We start from the raw sequence: 16,214 nt of genomic DNA on the forward strand, positions 1-16,214 counted from the left end.
GCGAGGTCACCCATGACGGACAGGACGGACACGACGGACCTGATGAATGGGACGGACCTGACGGATGCGACGGACCTGACGGATGTGAGGCGCGGTCCGGCTCCCGTCGCCTTCCCCCAGGACCGCACCTGCCCCTACCAGCCGCCCGCCGCCCACGCCCCCTGCGCGACTCCCGTCCGCTGGCCCACGTCACCCTCTAAGACGGCCGGGTCGCCTGGCTGGTCACCGGGCACGAGGCGGCCCGCGACCTGCTCGCCGACCCCCGCCTGTCGACCGACCGCACCCACCCCGGCCACCCGGCGACTCGCCCCGCTTCGAGGCGCTGCGCGACCGCCGGTCGGCCCTGCTCAACGTCGACGACCCCGAGCACCACGTCCAGCGCCGGCTGCTGGTCGCGAGCTTCACCCTGAAACGCGCCACCGCCCTGCGCCCGGCCGTCCAGCGGATCGTCGACGAGCGCATCGACGCGATGCTCGCGCAGGGTCCGCCCGCGGAACTCGTGAACGCCTTCGCGCTGCCCGTGCCGTCCACGGTGATCTGCGAACTGCTCGGCGTCCCGTACGCCGACCACGAGTTCTTCGAGGAGCAGTCGCGACGGCTGCTGCGCAGCCGGGTGCCGGAGGAGGTGCGTGCGGCTGCTGTCCGTCGCGGACGGGCTGCTGAGGCAGGCCACCGAGGACATCGAGGTGGCCGGGACGACGATCCGGGCGGGGGAGGGCGTGGTCTTCGCGACCTCGGTCATCAACCGCGACGAGCGCGCCTACCCCGAACCGGACCCCCTCGACTGGCACCGCTCCGCCCGCCACCATGTGGCGTTCGGCTTCGGCCTCCACCAGTGTCTCGGCCAGAACCTGGCCCGCGCGGAGCTGGAGATCGCCCTGGGCACCCTCTTGGAGCGGCTCCCCGGCCTGCGGTTGGCCGTGCCCGCCGACGAGGTCCGCCGGAAGCCGGACGACACCATCCAGGGGATGCTGGCACTCCCCGTGACCTGGTAAGGGGCTCCCCGTGACGGACATTCACATCGGCACGGACGTCCGTATCGGCGCCGGCCAGTGCGCGCTGGCCGCCCCCGGGATCTTCACCCAGGACGACGACGGCTTCAGCGCCCTCCTGCCCGGCCGGGAGGGCGGCGGGGGTGACCCGATGGTCCGGGAGGCCGCGCGGGCCGGCCCGGTCGGCGCGATCAAGGTGTCCGATACGGCGGGGTGAGGCCCCGTCGGCCACCCGAGCGCCGGAGCGCAGCGGCCGGCAGGCGGTCCGGGCACCGTGTCCCCTTCAACTGTCCTACGTTGAACGGCATTCGTGTACATCCTGGGATGCGAGAAGGCAACCCGAGGCGGACGATGGAAGGGGCGGGGTCTCTTCCCGGAGCGGCGAGTGTCGCCGGGGGAGACGGTGAGGGGCCGTCAGCCCCGGGGCCCTTCATCCGCGCGCGGCACCCGCTCCGCCCTGTCACCTGTCGATCCGGGGCCGGTTCACCTCGCGGAGGCACACCATGCCCGTGCTCTTCTTCGATATCGGGGCGACCTTGGCGGACGCCCGTCTGGAGGCCGACGGTTCGCTGACGCTCGTGCCCCGACCGCGTGTCCTCGCTGTGCTCGACGCCTTCCGCGACGTACGCAAGGGCATCATCTCCAACCCGGGCCCGGATGCGGCCGACGCGGAGCGGGCCGCGTCGGCCCTGCGGGAGGCGTTCCCGGACCGTTTCACGGACGACGCCCTCGTGCACTGGGGCGCCAAGGACAGCCGGGAGATCTTCGACGGGGCGGTCGCCGGCACGGCGGGTGAGGGGACCCCCGTCTCGGCGGCCGACGAGTGCGTCTTCGTGGGGGAGGACGCCCGGGAGCGCGCCTTCGCCAGGGAAGCCGGGCTGCGCACGGCGGCCCACCCCGTGTTCACCGCCGCCTCCGTGGAGAACCGTCCCGTCCTCTGGGCGCGGATCGGGCTGCCCGAGGGCCTGGGGCTGTCTGCGCTGGAGGGGGTCGCGAACCAGACCGAAGTCGTCCCCGTGCATGTCGCGTCGGCGCGGCTCGTGCTGGCCATGGCGAGCACGCGCGGCGCCGCGGTACTCGAACAGGCAGGGTTCACGGTCGACTTGCGGGGACCGGTGGAGGACACGGCGGCCTTCCTGATCCGCGACGACCGTCCGCTCACCCCCGCCGCGAGCGCCGCGGACGACCGGGACGGGGCGACGACGCGCGCCACGGCCGCCTTCGGCCTGGTCGCCGACGAACTCGCCGCAGCCGCCACCCCGCCGCTCATTCCCCTGGGGCCCGCGCCGGGCGGCGTCTACCTCGCGGCGCCGGCCGGTGCTCCGGTGGAGGCCGTGCACCTGCCGGGTGCGAAGCCGGGGCACACCGAACGGCTGCTGCCGGACCCGGCGCTGCTCTCCCGCCCCGGCGAGGCATGGGCGGCAGGACTCGCCGCCGGTCCGGCGGCGGGCGGCGCGGAGCCGGACCCTGCCGCGGCGGCCATGGACGGTCACCCCTCCCCGGAGACGATCGCGGCGGTGCGCGCGGCCGTGACCCCCGAGGTACTGCGCGGCCATGTCGCGCGCATCTCCGGTGTCGAGCCGCTGAGAGACGGCGACGGGCTGCTGGTGCGCAGCCGGGATGTGTCCGCCGACGACAACCCCCGGGTCGTCGAGGCGCTGGCGGACCGTTTCCAGGACCTCGATCTGAGCGTCCGACTGCACCGGTTCCGGTGGCGGGGGCACCAGCTGTTCAACGTGGAGGCCGAGCACCGCGCCGCAGGGGCGGACTCCACGGTGCTCATCACCGCGCACCTGGATTCCACCGCTTCCAGCGGCGACTTCGTCGATGCGAACGGCGACCCCCGCCCCTACGACCCCGCCGTGGACCCCGCACCCGGCGCCGACGACGACGGGAGCGGAACCGCAGCCGTCATGGCCGCCGCCGAGTGCCTGCACGCGCTGCTCGCGGACGGCAGGGCGCCCACCCGGAACGTGCGCTTCGTGCTCTTCAACGCCGAGGAACAGGGCCTGGTCGGCAGCAAGTTCTACGCCAGGGCCGCCGCCGCGGCGGGGGAGCGGATCGCCGGCGTCTTTCAGATGGACATGATCGCGGGCCGTCAGCAGGGCAGTACGCCGACCGTGGAGATCCACGCCGGTTCCTCGGTGTCGGGCCCGGTCGTGGGCGCGTCCGACGCGCTGGGCGCACTCGTCGCGGACACCGTGCCGGCCATCGACACCGGGGTGACGGTTCAGCAGCTCACGGGCCCCGACGATCCGGCGATCGGGCGCAGCGACCACGCGAGCTTCCACGAGCGGGGCTGGGCGGCGGTCGCCGTCTCCGAGGACATCTTCGCCCTCGACGGCGGGCCCGGCACGGGCACCCGGCAGTACCACACCCCGGGAGACACCCTTCTCGACCAGGACCACAGCACGCAGTTCGCCGCCACGGTCGCCCGCTCCGTCACGGCGACCGCCCTGACCCTTGCGGGCCTTTGACCCGTCGGTCCGCCCAGACCGGGCCTCGCGCCCGCGGGAGGAGCATCCGTCATGACGCAGTTGATCGACAAGCGAGACCTGGGTTACGACCGGCTCGCCCGGCTCCCGGGCGCCGAGGCGTTCCTGGCCGACACCGATCGTGTGGCGGAGTCGGTGCGCCACACCCTCATCGCCGAGGAAGGCAAGGTGAACCGCTTCACCGGCCACCTGACCGAACTACGGGTGGAGGGCGCACCGGCCGGCCTCGCCGAGCGGGCAGGCGCCGAGTCCACCGACGGCGACTACATCGCCAGGGCGAAGGAGTACCTCTCCTCGGTCTCGGCGGCGATCGGCTTCGCCGCCGGAGAACCCGCCGAGTTCGAAGCCGATCCGAAGGTGACGGTCACGAGCGGCGGCATGCACGTGGTCAGCCTCCAGCAGACACTCAACGGCATCGATGTGTGGGGCATGGCCCCCAAGGTGTGGCTGCGCGAGGACGGCACGGTCGACCGGGTCGTCGGCGACACGGTGAGTGTGCCGGGCAACGTCCCCACGATGCCGACGGTGCCGGTCGAGACGGCCCTGGCCGCCGGCGCCGCGAAGGCCGCCGAGTCGGTCACGCTCGAAGGCCTGCTCGGTACCGACGAGCTGCCGGCCCTGGACGTCTCGGACGGCTTCCGCCGGCTGAGCTCCCAGGCGCGCAACGACCAGCCGATGACGTTCGACAAGGGCGCCTTCGACGAGGCGATCCCCGGTCGGCTGGTGTACTTCTACATGGGCGACACCGTCCGTCTCGCCTGGTCGTTCAGGTTCTCCCGGGCGCAGGGGGCGGTGCAGTACCACGCGCTGGTGGAGGCCGACGGGATGACGGCGGACCGGGCGGCGCCACAGGTCCTGTACCTCCAGGACCTGACGAACCATGTCGTCGGAGGACTGGTGTTCCGGCAGAACCCGGTCGAGACCGGGTTCGCCCTGGCCTCCTTCCCGCTGCCGCTGAGCGACTATCCGGTCGCACCGCCGTCGACGCCGATGCCCGGGTTCCCCGGCCCGTGGGTGGAGCGGCAGAACGGAAGTGTGGCCACCGTCGGGAACAATGTGCAGGCCGTCGACGGGGACACCGGCGAAAGCTTCAAGGTCGACGTCGACGCGGCGGGCAACGGGGTGTTCGCCCCGAACCCCGACACGCCGGAGCAACTCGTCACCAACATCTTCTTCTTCTGCAACTACATGCACGACTTCTTCGTGATGCTCGGCTTCAACGAGGAGCACGGCAACTTCCAGACCGTCAACTTCTCGGGCCTGGGCGTAGGTGCCGACCCGGTCGTCGCCCAAGCCCATCCCAGGCCGGTCTTCGGCACGGCCAACATGCTCACGCGCGCCGACGGTCTGGCAGCGGAGATGAACATGGGTCTGGTCGCCGACACCGGAAGGCACACGGCCAACGACGCGCACGTGGTGCGCCACGAGTTCGCGCACGGCGTGACCAACCGGCTGGTCGGCGGTCTGCACGATGCCAACGGTCTGCGCGAGGAGCAGTCCAGGGCGATGGGCGAGGGCTGGTCGGACTTCTTCGCGCTCACCATCCCCAACTTCTCCCAGGAGCGGGAGCACACCGTGGTCGGCGACTGGGTGGTCGACGACCCGGCCGGCATCCGCCAGCGGCCCTACGACGACCGGTACCCCGGTGGCTTCGGGGACATCGGGCAGGTCAAGGGCGGGCTCGACTACACGAGGATCCACAACGTCGGCGAGATCTGGTGCGCCGCGCTCCTGGAGATGACCCGCCGGATCAGCGCGGAGCTCGGCAGCAAGGAGCGCGGCTACCGGGTCGCCTGGCAGGCCGTCGTCGACGGGCTGAAGCTCACGCCCAAGAACCCGTCCCTGCTCACCGCCCGCGACGCGATCCTGCGGGCCCTGAAGGACCTCAAGGGCACGTCGTTCACCGCGGCCGAGTACACCGAGGTCCGGACGGCGGCCTGGGGATCGTTCGCCCGGTACGGCATGGGCTTCGACGCCTTCTGTCCCAACGCGTCCTTCGTCGGCTGCCGGGCCGGCAGTCAGCCGCCCCCGGCCGGACACGAGGACTGAGCTCAGCCCAGCAGCAGCCGCGCCGCCTCGCGTGCCTCCGTCGCCGGGGCGGTGCCGCCGCTGATCCCGGCGGTCACCATCGCGCCCTCCGCCAGCAGGAACAGCGGCCCGGTGAGCGCGTCGGGCAGCCCCGCGTCGGCCACGAGCCCGCCGAGGTACTCGCGGAACGCCCGCTTGTGCTCCCGTACTTGGCGGGCGACCCGCTCCGAGGTCGCGCCCAGCTCACCGTACGCGTTGATCCAGGCGCAGCCGCGGAAGTCAGGCTCGCCGAACCACTCCGCCAGCCAGTCGAACACGGCCGGGATCCGCTCCCGGGGGTCCTCCCGCCGGGCGACGGACTCGGCGAGCTGCCCGCGCCAGCGCACGTCCCGCCGCTCCAGGTAGGCCTCCACCAACTGCTCCTTGGCCGGGAACAGCTGGTACAGGCGCTTGAGCGACACCCCCGAGGCGCCGCGGAGGTCGTCCATCCCGACGGACTGCACGCCGCGCCCGTAGAACAGTTTCTCCGCGGCGTCGAGCGCCTGCTCACGGGCCGTTGCGCTGTCCATGGACCGCTCCTCGGGGTTCCTGGTTCCTTGACGGGAGAACGTGCGTTCTCTACGTTAGCAGCCAAGCCGGAGAACGCACGTTCTCCGTATGTCGGAAGCCAGGAGACGCCATGTCGGACGCCCGTCCACCCCTGCCGCCCTTCACCCGGGAAACCGCGGCCCGGAAGGTCCAGGCCGCCGAGGACGCCTGGAACACCCGTGACCCGCACAAGGTCGCCCTCGCCTACTCCGAGGACTCGGTCTGGCGCAACCGCGACACCTTCCTCACCGGCCGTGCCGCGATCGTCGAGTTCCTCACCGCCAAGTGGGCCCGCGAGCACGAGTACGCGCTCCGCAAGGACCTCTGGGCCCACGACGGCCACCGCATCGCCGTCCGCTTCCAGTACGAGTCGCGCGACGCCGCCGGGCAGTGCTGGCGCAGCTACGGCAACGAACTGTGGGAGTTCGACGAGCGCGGGCTGATGACCCGCCGCGAGGCGAGCATCGACGACGTGCCGATCGAGGAGGCGGACCGCCGGATCCACGGGCCGCGCCCCGAGGCCGAACGAGGGCTGTCCTTCCCGCTTGAGTAGGGTGCGCGGGTGACCGAACAGGACGAACAGCCGCCCTTCCTCTACGTCGTCGTCTGCGCCGCCGGTATCGCCGCGGACGTCGGCAGGCTGATCGCCGCCGCCCAGGAGCGGGGGTGGCACGTGGGCGTCATCGCGACGCCCCACGCCATGAACGGCTTCTTCGACACCGCCGCCGTCGAGGCGCAGACCGGGCGCCCGATCCGCTCCGCCTGGCGGCGCCCCGGCGACCCGCGGCCGTTCCCCGAGCCCGACGCGGTCGTCGTCGCCCCGGCCACCTTCAACACCATCAACAAATGGGCGGCGGGCATCGCCGACACCCTCGCCCTGGGCACCCTGTGCGAGGTCTCCGGGCTGGGCGTCCCCCTCGGGGTCCTGCCCTGTGTGAACGAGACCCTCGCGGGCCACCCCGCCTACCAGGACAGTCTGATACGGCTGCGCGGCATGGGCGTCCGGTTCGGGTACCCGTACGACCGCGCCCAGGGCGAGGAGTTCGACTGGGAGCGGGCGCTGGACCTGATCGAATGAGGCATACGGTGACCGGCCGGGCCGACGTACGCTCCACTCCTGTACCCCACACCGATGTCAGGAGCGGCCGCGATGCAGTACGTGAAGCTCGGTTCGACGGGTCTGGACGTGTCCAGGATCTGTCTGGGCTGCATGACCTACGGACTCCCCGACCGGGGCGCGCACGAGTGGACCCTCGACGAGGCGGCGTCGCGCCCGCTCATCAGGCAGGCCCTGGACGCGGGCGTCACCTTCTTCGACACCGCGAACGTCTACTCCGACGGCACCAGCGAGGAGATCGTCGGCAGGGCCCTGCGCGACTTCGCCCGCCGTGACGAGATCGTGCTCGCGACGAAGGTCAACGGCCGGATGCGGCCCGGGCCCAACGGCGCCGGACTGTCCCGCAAGGCGATCCTGTCCGAGATCGACCACAGTCTGCGCCGCCTCGGCACCGACCACGTCGACCTGTACCAGATCCACCGCTTCGACCCGCACACCCCGGTCGAGGAGACGATGGAGGCGCTGCACGACCTGGTGAAGGCGGGCAAGGTCCGCTACATCGGGGCGAGTTCGATGTACGCCTGGCAGTTCTCCAAGATGCAGTACACGGCCGAGCGGCACGGCTGGACCAGGTTCGTGTCGATGCAGAACCACTACAACCTCCTCTACCGCGAGGAGGAGCGCGAGATGCTGCCGCTCTGCGCGGACCAGGGCGTCGGGGTACTGCCCTGGAGCCCGCTGGCCCGCGGCCGCCTCACCCGTGACTGGGGCACCGAGACCGGCCGCAGTTCCACGGACGGCTTCGGCGGCTCCCTCTACCCGGAGGGCGATCGCGGCACCGTCGAGGCGGTCACCCGCATCGCGGCCGACCGGGGCGTCCCCCGCGCCCGGGTCGCCCTGGCCTGGCTCCTCCACCAGCCCACGGTGACCGCCCCGATCATCGGAGCCGCGAAGCCCCACCACCTCGAGGATGCGGTGGCTGCCACCGAACTGGCCCTGACGGAAAAGGAGTTGGCGGAACTGGAGGAGCCCTACACCCCCCACCCGATCGCCGGCCACTGAAAGCGCCCCGTCAGGGGCGCGGGGAACTGCGCAACCAACCCCGACGGACCCGCAGCCGAAGAACGACCCGTCGCGCGGAGCGCTAATGCGGGCCTTGCGGTGCGAACTCGGTACCGCAGGGCCCCGCCCCCTCGCTGACCGCCAACGGCACCCGCTCCCCACCCATCGACACCGTCAGGTAGTACTGCCCGATGCGCTGCGCCGACTGTCCGGCGTAGTGCCCGATGAACGACCGCCGGAACCGGTCCCCGCTGCGGTTGGGCCCCGACCCGTGCACCAGGCTGCCGTTGAAGAACAGCACGTCACCCGGCGCCATGTCGACCGGCATCGAGGCGAGGCCGGGCGGCGGCGGCACGTACTCGCGCGCGAACGACACCTCCGCGTCGGCCTCCTCGGGGCAGAACAGCCCCATCCGGTGGGTGCCGGGCACGACCTCCAGCCCGCCGTTGTCCCGGTCGATCACGTCACAGGCCAACCAGGCCGCCACGCACGTGCCCGGCTCGACCCGCAGATAGAAGTTGTCCTGGTGCAGCGCCTGACCCCGGGCGCCCGGCGGCTTGAAATAGAACATGCTCTGCGCGGCCAGCACCTCCTCGCCGAGCAGTTCCTCCAGCACGCCCCGCAGCCGCGCGTCCAGCAGCACCTGCCGGGCGAGGGGACTGATCTCGTGCGGGTGCATCACCCTCGGGTACGCGTGCAGCGGGTCGGCGGCGCCGGGGCGCGGCTCGAAGTGCCCGGGCACCGGCCGCCCGGCCGCGTGCAACTCCGTGAACTCGGCGCACAGCCGGTCGACCTCGTCGTACCCGAACAGCCCGCGTACGACGGTGAAGCCGTCCTCCCGGTACTGCCGCAGCCCCGCCCGGGTCAGGACGGGTGTCCCGGCGGCGCCGGTCTCCGTGACGGTCATACTTGCCCTCCTCGGTCCACTGGTCTCGACCCGCCACGCTAGGCCGACGCACCCCCCGGGAGGATGCCCATGCGTGCTGACGACCTGCCCAGGACTGCCGGGCCCGCGGATCCGTCCCCGCCGCCCGGCCTGGTGGTGGTCGGTCACTTCGACGAGGACGCCGGGTACGGCGTCAACCGGCCCCAGGGGTCGGACAGTTGGCTCTTCACCTGGACGACGGGCGGGCGCGGCCGGCTGCGGCAGGGCGGGAGCGAGGCACGGGCGGGCGCCGGAGAACTGGTGGTACTCGCGCCGGGCGTCCCGCACGCCTACGCCGTCGAACCCGGCGCCCGGCACTGGCGGTTCTGGTGGGCGCACTGCCAGGCCCGGCCCTCCTGGACACCCTGGCTTCGCCCGTACGCCACCGGCGACGGTCCGGACGGTCTGTACACCGTCGGCCCCGTCCCGGCCGCTCTGCACGACCGGATGGAGGGAGCCTGGCGGCGGATGCACGCCGACGCCCGGTGGGCCGGTGCCGACATACCGGCCGGTGACCTGGGGATCGTGGTGGCCCAGGGCTCCGCGGCCCGGGAACTCGCCCTGTGCGGGCTGGAAGAGGCCGTCCTGCTGGCGGCCGCCTCGGCCCGGCCTCCCACGTCCCCGCCCGGCCTCGACGACCGCGTCCGCCGGGCACAGGCGCGGATGGCGGCGGATCCCGGCGCCCCGCACACCGTCCGTTCGCTCGCCGCGGAGGTCGCGCTGTCGCCCTCGCGCTTCGCCCATCTCTTCACGGAGCAGGTCGGCCACTCCCCGATGCGGTCCCTGCTCGAGACGCGACTGCGCCATGCCGCCCGGCTGTTGGAGGGCACCGACCTGTCCGTGGAACGCGTGGCATCGGCCTCGGGCTTCGCGAGCGCGTTCCACTTCAGCCGCGTCTTCCGCGCCCGACACGGCACACCGCCGGGCGCCTACCGGGACGGAATGCGCCCGGCAATTACCGTCCTGAAAGGCACGTCAAAAGGGGCACCAAAAGGGACACCGATACAGTGACCACCCCACAGGGGTTGCGCGGTTGACGTTTCGTCAAAATTATTCGTCCCACACACAATGCACGAAACCGCGAGATCTCTTGTTCCGCCTGGTCCGGCTGTGCAAAGGTGAGCCCTGTCGGCGCACGGACAACGATTTCCCCGGTGCGCGCGAGACACCTCCCGTTCACACCCCCCACGCTTCAAAAGAGCGGTACCCCCCGCGGACGTCAGAGGTGCCGAACCCTGTGCGAGTCGACCCCGCTTCGTGGGCGGGGCCGCATACCCGATGGTATGGACTTTATGCCGCATGCCCCCGGAAGGAATGCAGACCGTGAATGACGCAGGCCTGTCGAATTCCCCTTCGGCGCGCCGCTTCGACGCGACGGACGAACAGCTGAGCTCCGAGCTGAAGAAGTGGACGGGGGCGTCACCCGCACTGCATCCCGTCGGTGAGCTGCTGGACCGCCACTGGGCGGCCGCCTTCGCCTACGCACGACTGTGCACCGACGGCGAGCGCGCGGCGGGCATGCTCACCACGGCCGCCTTCACCCGGCTGTTCGGTGAGAGCCTGCGGCAGAACGGGCCGACCGCCGCGTGGCGCCCCCATCTACTGGTGACCGTGCGCCGCATCGCCGGTGAATGGGACGCCGACGGCCGCCGTGATCTGCTGCACCCGGCGCTGCGCTCCGAGGGCGAGGACGGCGACCGCGCCGCCGCCCGGCTGCTGCCGCCGCTGAACCGGCGCATCCTGTCCCGGGCGTTCCAGCGGCTGCCCCAGTCCGCGCGCTGCCTGCTCTGGCACATCGAGGTCGAGGCCGAGCCCCTGGCGGTCCCGGCCGGACTGCTGGGCCTCGAGGAGGAGGGCGCCCGGGTCGAACTGCGCCGGGCCCGCGAGCGGCTGCGCGAGGAGTGCCTCCAGGTGCACCGCGAACTCGCCACCGACGACGAGTGCCACCGCTACGACCGGCTGCTGGACGTCACCTGCCGCCGCGGCGGCGCCGACCTCGACCCCGATCTGCGCGGCCACCTGGAGCGGTGCCGGCACTGCCTGCACACCGCCGACCAGCTGCGGCAGTTCGAGGGTCTGCTGGGCGCCGCCCTGGCCGAGGGCATCCTGGGCTGGGCCGCCGCGTCCTACGTGGAGGTCAGGGTGGCCGGCGACGGCGAATCCGTCGAGACCCCCGCGGAGCAGCCCCGGAGTTACTCGGGTGAGGCCTTCACCGACGGGACCCCCGCTCTCGCGGCGCCCGGCACCGGAGCCGACACGAACTCCCGCGCCGGGCTGCGCGCCGGGGTGATCGCCCGCATCGGATCGCGGGCCGGCGCCGACTCCCGCCCCGGAGCGAGCCGTTCGGCCCAGAAGGCGGCCCGCCGCGCCCGCCGCCGCAACCTCGCCGCCGCCGTGCTGACCGTGAGCGGGCTGGTCGTGCTGCCGCTCGGCGTGTGGGCCGCCGTCGGCTCCGGGGACGGAGCCGCGCCCACCGCCGGCAACGAGTCGGCGAAGTCCCCGGCCCCCGGGACGGACACGGCCACCTCCGACCCGTCCTGGGTCGACGTCGGGGAGGACGCCCAGGGCACCCTGCGCGGTCGTCTGCACAACGTGGCCTCCGGGCTGTGCATCGGCATCGTCGGCACCAAGCCCGTCAGCGGCGCCGAGACCGAACTCGCCGCCTGCTCCTCCGCGGCCGGCCAGCAGTGGTCGTACGAACCGGACGGGCTGGTGCGCAGCGCCGCCAACGCCGATCTGTGCCTCGACTCCCACCTGGGCTTCTCGGTGCGGCTGGCACCGTGCGCGGGCGCCTCCCAGCCCGACCCCAAGAACGTCCGGTACGACTTCACACTCCAGGGCACGCTCGTCCCGCGCTCGGGTCAGAACCTCGCGCTGGCGCCCGCCGCCACCGACGGATCGGGCGCTCTCGTCCTGAAGAACCGGGTGGACAGCGCCGCCCAGCGCTGGGTGATCGACACCTCGCAGCCCGACCCGCAGATGCAGTTCGTCAACTGGGGCGCCGACAGCACCTCCTCGGACGCCCCGGCGGCGACCCCGACGCCGAAGGCCGCGAAGCCCCCGACGCCCACGCCGACGCCGTCCGCCACCCCGACCACCACGAGCCCGACGGGCTCCTCCTCGGGCTCGAACACCACATCCTGCTCGTACTACACCTATTACTACTGCTCGTGGGGCGGCCAGTCGGGCTCGTCCGGCGGCTCGGGATACGGCTACGGCGGCTCCGGGTACGGCAACGGATACGGGGGATACGGCTCGGGCTCCGGGTCCGGCGGCGGGCGCAACTGACCCGAGCGGTCAGACGCCGACCACCTGGAGCGAGGCCCACAGCGCCACGACGGCCGGGACCAGCGCGGCAGGCACCGTGAGCAGTCCCAGCCGGGTGAACTCCCCGAGCCCGACACGTTCCTCACGCGCCTGCACCACGCGCCGCCACAGCAGCGTCGCCAGCGATCCGGCGTAGGTGAGGTTCGGGCCGATGTTCACCCCGAGCAGCACCGCGAGCATCGCCCCGGCCCCGGCCGGGGCGGCGAGCGGCACCAGGACCAGCACCGCGGGCAGGTTGTTGATCAGGTTGGCCAGGACGGCGGCCAGCGCGGCGACCGCGAGCAGGGCGAGCAGGCCCGAGCCGTCCGGCAGGACGTGCCGCAGCGCGTCGGCGAGCCCGTTGTCGACGACCGCGCGCACCACGATGCCGAGCGCCAGCACGAACGCCAGGAACCCCGGCGCGGCGGCCCGCACCACGGCGACCGGTGTCACCCGACGCCGCACCAGCGCGCGTCCGGCCATGACCAGGGCGCCGGCGAACGCGGCCCACGCGGGCTCGATCCCGACGGCGGACGCCACCACGAACCCGACGAGTGTGCAGGCGACGGTGACCAGCGCGAACAGCGGCAGCTCGGGCGCCGGGCCGTCGTCGGCGGCGGGCTCGGCGGCGGGCAGGTCGTCGGCGAAGAACCGCCGGAAGACCAGGTACTCGGCGCCGATCGCGACCACCCAGGGCAACGCCATCAGAGCGGCGAACCGGGTGAAGCTCAGCCCGCTCGCCTCGAACGCCAGCAGGTTGGTGAGGTTGGAGACCGGCAGCAGCAGCGAAGCGGTGTTCGACAGATGCGCGCAGGCGTAGACGTGCGGCCTGGCGCGCACGCCCATCCGGGCGGCCGTGGCGAACACCACCGGCGTCAGCAGCACCACGGTCGCGTCCAGACTGAGCACGGCGGTGATCACCGAGGCCAGCACGAACACCGCGACCAGCAGGCGCCGGGGGCTGCCCGCCGACTTCCGGGCCATCCACGCACCGCACGCCGTGAAGAGGCCCTCGACGTCGCACAGGTGGGCCAGCACCAGCACCGCCGCGAGAAAGCCGACGACCGGTCCGAGCCGCTCGGCCTCCGCCAGCGCGTGCTCCGGCGAGACCGCCCCCAGGGCGATCACCAGTGCGGCGGCGGGGACGGCGACGAGGGCCTCGGACCGCCCGGCGGGGCGCAGCACGGCCCATCCGAGGGCGGCGGCGAGCAGGACGACGGACAGCGTTTCGGCGAGCGGGGCGTTGATGTGGTCTCCGGGAGCGGGGTGCGGTGGGGCCCGCCCCATTGACTGGTCCGGGTGTCCGTCCATGAAAACACGCGTGGGTAAAGCGCTCGCCAAGGGACCGGAAGGCCGCCTCACTCCTCGTCGAGCAGGCTCAGCTCCGCCCAGATCGTCTTGCCCTCGGGGGTGTGCCGGCTGCCCCAGCGCTGGGTGAGCTGGGCGACCAGCAGAAGGCCGCGGCCGCCCTCGTCCCAGGTCTTCGCCCGGCGCAGGTGCGGGGCGGTGTGACTGGTGTCGGACACCTCACAGATCAGCGTGGTCGCGTCATGGATCAGCCGGAGCCGGATCGGGTGGGCGCCGTAGCGGATGGCGTTGGTGACCAGTTCGCTCACCACCAGCTCGGTGGTGAAGGACGCCTCGCTCAGTCCCCAGCGGGAGAGCTGGTCGACCGCTTGTTTGCGGATCGGCGCGACCAGCGAGGGGTCGGCGGGGATGTCCCAGGTCGCGACCTGGGAGGCGGGCAGGCCCCGGGTGCGCGCGAGCAGCAGGGCCACGTCGTCGGCGGCGCCGCCGGGCGGGAGCAGGGCGTGCAGGATCCGGTCGCAGGTCTCGTCCAGGGAGTCCGAGTACGCCGCCAGCGTCTCGTTCAGCAGCCGGAGACCGGAGTCCACCTCCCGCTCGCGGGACTCGATCAGACCGTCGGTGTAGAAGGCGAGCACACTGCCCTCGGCCAGCTCCAGCTCGGCCGACTCGAACGGCAGCCCGCCCACACCCAGCGCGGGACCGGCCGGCAGCTCGACCCGCCGGGCCGGGCCGTTCGGCCGCAGCACGACGGGCGGGGGGTGCCCGGCCCGGGCCAGCGTGCAGCGTCGCGACACGGGGTCGTACACCGCGTACAGACAGCTGGCGCCGACCTCGCCGGGGTTGCCCTCGGCGCCGGCCTCCTCCGACAGCCGGACGACCAGGTCGTCCAGGTGGGTGAGCAGCTCGTCGGGGGCCAGGTCGATGTCGGCGAGGGTGCGCACGGCGGTGCGCAGCCTTCCCATGGTGGCCGAGGCCTGGATGCCGTGCCCGATGACATCCCCGACGACCATGGCGACGCGCATCCCGGACAGCGGGATCACGTCGAACCAGTCGCCGCCGACCCCGGCGCGGGCGGCCGGCAGATAGCGGGAGGCGGCGTCGACGGCGGCGGTACGGGGCAGGGTGCGCGGCAGCAGACTGCGCTGGAGGGCGAGGGCCGTCTCGCGCTCGCGGGAGAACCGGCGGGCGTTGTCGATGCAGACGGCGGCGCGGGCCGTGATCTCCTCGGCCAGCAGCACGTCGTCCGGAGTGAAGGGGTCTGGCCGGCGGAACCGGGTGAGGACGGCGACGCCGAGCGTCATACCGCGCGCCTGGATCGGCACGGACATCGTCGAGTGGATGCCGAGCTCCCGCACCCGGGCGCCGCGTGCCGGGTCCCAGGCGAGCCACGCGTCCAGACCGCCCCCCGCCAGGGAGCCGATGATGGTGTGCCCCGCGACCAGTGAGTCGGCCTGCGGCGACCCGGTCGGGTACTGCTGTACCTCGCCGGGCTTGGCCACCGCCTCCGGGTTGCCGCGGTTCACCGAGTGGTGCGCGGCGCGCCGCAGCCCCACCGGCGGGCTGAACCGGCTCGGCAGCTCCCCGCCGTCCCGCGGGTCGAGCAGGTCGACGCTGACGAAGTCGGCGAGCGCCGGCACGCAGACCTCCGCCAGCTCCTGAGCCGTCCGGATGACGTCGAGGGTGCTGCCGATGCGCACGCTGGCCTCGTTGACCAGCTGGAGCCGCTCGCGTGCGAGGTAGTTCTCGGTGAAGTCGTGGGCGGACAGGCACACGCCCCGTATCCGGCCGTCGGCGTCGGTGACGGGCGCCATCCGGGCCAGCCAGGCGTGGGCCTGTGACTCGCCGCCGGAGCGGATGTACGTCTGCACGTCCTGCGGCCGGCCGCTGGTGAGCACCCGCAGCATGTGCTGTTCGAGCTCCGTGCTCTGCGGCCCGCCGCCGATCTCGGCGAGCCGCAGCCCCCGGATGCGTTCCTCGGGCAGTCCGATGACCTCACGCATCGCGTCGTTGATCCGGCGCAGCCGCAGCCGTTCGTCGTAGACGGCCACGGCGCAGGGGGACTGGACGAGGCCGGCCGCGGCGAGAAGGGCGTCCGAGGAGCCGGGGTCGGCTCCGGCGAGCGGGGTGACGACGAGCCAGTGTCCCGGGTCGTCGGCCCGGGCGGGGAAGCGGTGGGCGAGCAGCCAGACCCGGACCGCGCGGCCGTCGCGATGGCGCAAAGTCACCGTTCCGTCCCAGCGCGTACCGGTGAAGTCGGGTGTCCCGTCGGCCAGCAGTTCGGTGGCGGGCCGACCCAGGACATCGGCCGGGGTCCAACCCAGCAGGGTCCGGGCGCCCTCGTTCCACCCGATCAGCGCGCCGGAGTCGTCGACGACCGCCCGGGCCGTCGCGGCCTCGTCGAACGGATACTCCGGGCTCATCTCGGCACTCCATCGCGGACACTCACAGTGAAC

12 protein-coding genes and 1 pseudogene are annotated in these 16,214 nt (G+C 72.9%); 9 read left to right on the forward strand and 4 right to left on the reverse strand.

Translation table 11 applies throughout. From position 1 onward, the window contains the following. Positions 1 to 42: 42 nt before the first annotated feature. The 4 genes and pseudogenes from G9272_RS39900 to G9272_RS39915 all read left to right on the forward strand — a co-directional run bounded on the left by G9272_RS39900 (position 43) and on the right by G9272_RS39915 (position 5,536). Positions 43 to 995, forward strand: a pseudogene (locus G9272_RS39900) (cytochrome P450). Positions 996 to 1,005: 10 nt separating this feature from the next. Further along, positions 1,006 to 1,209, forward strand: coding sequence for a ferredoxin (locus G9272_RS39905; protein ID WP_171401086.1), 204 nt, complete (start codon positions 1,006 to 1,008; stop codon positions 1,207 to 1,209). Positions 1,210 to 1,495: 286 nt separating this feature from the next. Next, positions 1,496 to 3,469 carry a M20/M25/M40 family metallo-hydrolase gene (locus tag G9272_RS39910; protein WP_171401087.1) on the forward strand — a complete coding sequence of 658 codons (1,974 nt, stop codon included), beginning with the start codon at positions 1,496 to 1,498 and terminating at the stop codon, positions 3,467 to 3,469. Positions 3,470 to 3,520: 51 nt separating this feature from the next. Beyond that, complete coding sequence (locus tag G9272_RS39915) at positions 3,521 to 5,536, forward strand: M36 family metallopeptidase (protein WP_171401088.1); 2,016 nt, start codon at positions 3,521 to 3,523, stop codon at positions 5,534 to 5,536. A 2-nt stretch (positions 5,537 to 5,538) separates the two neighbouring features. Here G9272_RS39915 and G9272_RS39920 read toward each other — a convergent pair whose 3' ends face one another. Continuing rightward, positions 5,539 to 6,084 carry a TetR/AcrR family transcriptional regulator gene (locus G9272_RS39920; protein WP_171401089.1) on the reverse strand — a complete coding sequence of 182 codons (546 nt, stop codon included), beginning with the start codon at positions 6,082 to 6,084 and terminating at the stop codon, positions 5,539 to 5,541. A 110-nt stretch (positions 6,085 to 6,194) separates the two neighbouring features. On the opposite strand from G9272_RS39920, the gene G9272_RS39925 reads away from it, so the two are divergent. From G9272_RS39925 to G9272_RS39935, 3 genes are all read left to right on the forward strand, one after another. Beyond that, the gene (locus G9272_RS39925; protein WP_171401090.1) at positions 6,195 to 6,656 is read left to right on the forward strand and encodes a nuclear transport factor 2 family protein; all 462 of its coding nucleotides are present in this window, start codon (positions 6,195 to 6,197) and stop codon (positions 6,654 to 6,656) included. Positions 6,657 to 6,665: 9 nt separating this feature from the next. Further along, entirely contained in the window at positions 6,666 to 7,181 is a 516-nt protein-coding gene (locus G9272_RS39930; protein ID WP_171401091.1) for a flavoprotein, read from the forward strand. 72 nt (positions 7,182 to 7,253) lie between these two features. Beyond that, the gene (locus G9272_RS39935; protein WP_171401092.1) at positions 7,254 to 8,222 is read left to right on the forward strand and encodes an aldo/keto reductase; all 969 of its coding nucleotides are present in this window, start codon (positions 7,254 to 7,256) and stop codon (positions 8,220 to 8,222) included. 82 nt (positions 8,223 to 8,304) lie between these two features. Here the strand turns inward: G9272_RS39935 and G9272_RS39940 are convergent, their stop codons facing one another. Further along, positions 8,305 to 9,129 (reverse strand): phytanoyl-CoA dioxygenase family protein, encoded by an 825-nt coding sequence (locus G9272_RS39940; protein WP_171401093.1) that lies wholly within the window; start codon positions 9,127 to 9,129, stop codon positions 8,305 to 8,307. A 69-nt stretch (positions 9,130 to 9,198) separates the two neighbouring features. Between G9272_RS39940 and G9272_RS39945 the strand changes: the two genes are divergently transcribed. Together G9272_RS39945 and G9272_RS39950 are read left to right on the forward strand one after the other, a co-directional pair. Beyond that, complete coding sequence (locus G9272_RS39945; protein WP_253268079.1) at positions 9,199 to 10,158, forward strand: helix-turn-helix domain-containing protein; 960 nt, start codon at positions 9,199 to 9,201, stop codon at positions 10,156 to 10,158. Between the two features lie 303 nt (positions 10,159 to 10,461). Continuing rightward, positions 10,462 to 12,435, forward strand: coding sequence for an RICIN domain-containing protein (locus G9272_RS39950; RefSeq protein WP_171401094.1), 1,974 nt, complete (start codon positions 10,462 to 10,464; stop codon positions 12,433 to 12,435). Positions 12,436 to 12,444: 9 nt separating this feature from the next. Here G9272_RS39950 and G9272_RS39955 read toward each other — a convergent pair whose 3' ends face one another. Continuing rightward, positions 12,445 to 13,740, reverse strand: a complete 1,296-nt coding sequence (locus tag G9272_RS39955) for an SLC13 family permease (protein ID WP_171402373.1) — start codon at positions 13,738 to 13,740, stop codon at positions 12,445 to 12,447. Positions 13,741 to 13,811: 71 nt separating this feature from the next. Next, a complete protein-coding gene (locus G9272_RS39960) occupies positions 13,812 to 16,181 on the reverse strand; it encodes a SpoIIE family protein phosphatase (RefSeq protein ID WP_171401095.1) in 2,370 nt (789 codons plus the stop codon). Positions 16,182 to 16,214: the final 33 nt, after the last annotated feature.

The organism is Streptomyces asoensis (assembly GCF_013085465.1).
Lineage (GTDB): Bacteria > Actinomycetota > Actinomycetes > Streptomycetales > Streptomycetaceae > Streptomyces > Streptomyces cacaoi_A.

Excerpts from the sequence above, each read along its gene's own strand:
- G9272_RS39915 (WP_171401088.1), top strand. The coding sequence starts at position 3,521 with ATGACGCAGTTGATCGACAAGCGAGACCTGGGTTACGACCGGCTCGCC.
- G9272_RS39955 (WP_171402373.1), bottom strand. The coding sequence starts at position 13,740 with ATGGGGCGGGCCCCACCGCACCCCGCTCCCGGAGACCACATCAACGCC.
- G9272_RS39910 (WP_171401087.1), top strand. The coding sequence starts at position 1,496 with ATGCCCGTGCTCTTCTTCGATATCGGGGCGACCTTGGCGGACGCCCGT.
- G9272_RS39935 (WP_171401092.1), top strand. The coding sequence starts at position 7,254 with ATGCAGTACGTGAAGCTCGGTTCGACGGGTCTGGACGTGTCCAGGATC.
- G9272_RS39925 (WP_171401090.1), top strand. The coding sequence starts at position 6,195 with ATGTCGGACGCCCGTCCACCCCTGCCGCCCTTCACCCGGGAAACCGCG.
- G9272_RS39920 (WP_171401089.1), bottom strand. The coding sequence starts at position 6,084 with ATGGACAGCGCAACGGCCCGTGAGCAGGCGCTCGACGCCGCGGAGAAA.
- G9272_RS39945 (WP_253268079.1), top strand. The coding sequence starts at position 9,199 with ATGCGTGCTGACGACCTGCCCAGGACTGCCGGGCCCGCGGATCCGTCC.
- G9272_RS39940 (WP_171401093.1), bottom strand. The coding sequence starts at position 9,129 with ATGACCGTCACGGAGACCGGCGCCGCCGGGACACCCGTCCTGACCCGG.
- G9272_RS39960 (WP_171401095.1), bottom strand. The coding sequence starts at position 16,181 with ATGAGCCCGGAGTATCCGTTCGACGAGGCCGCGACGGCCCGGGCGGTC.
- G9272_RS39950 (WP_171401094.1), top strand. The coding sequence starts at position 10,462 with ATGCAGACCGTGAATGACGCAGGCCTGTCGAATTCCCCTTCGGCGCGC.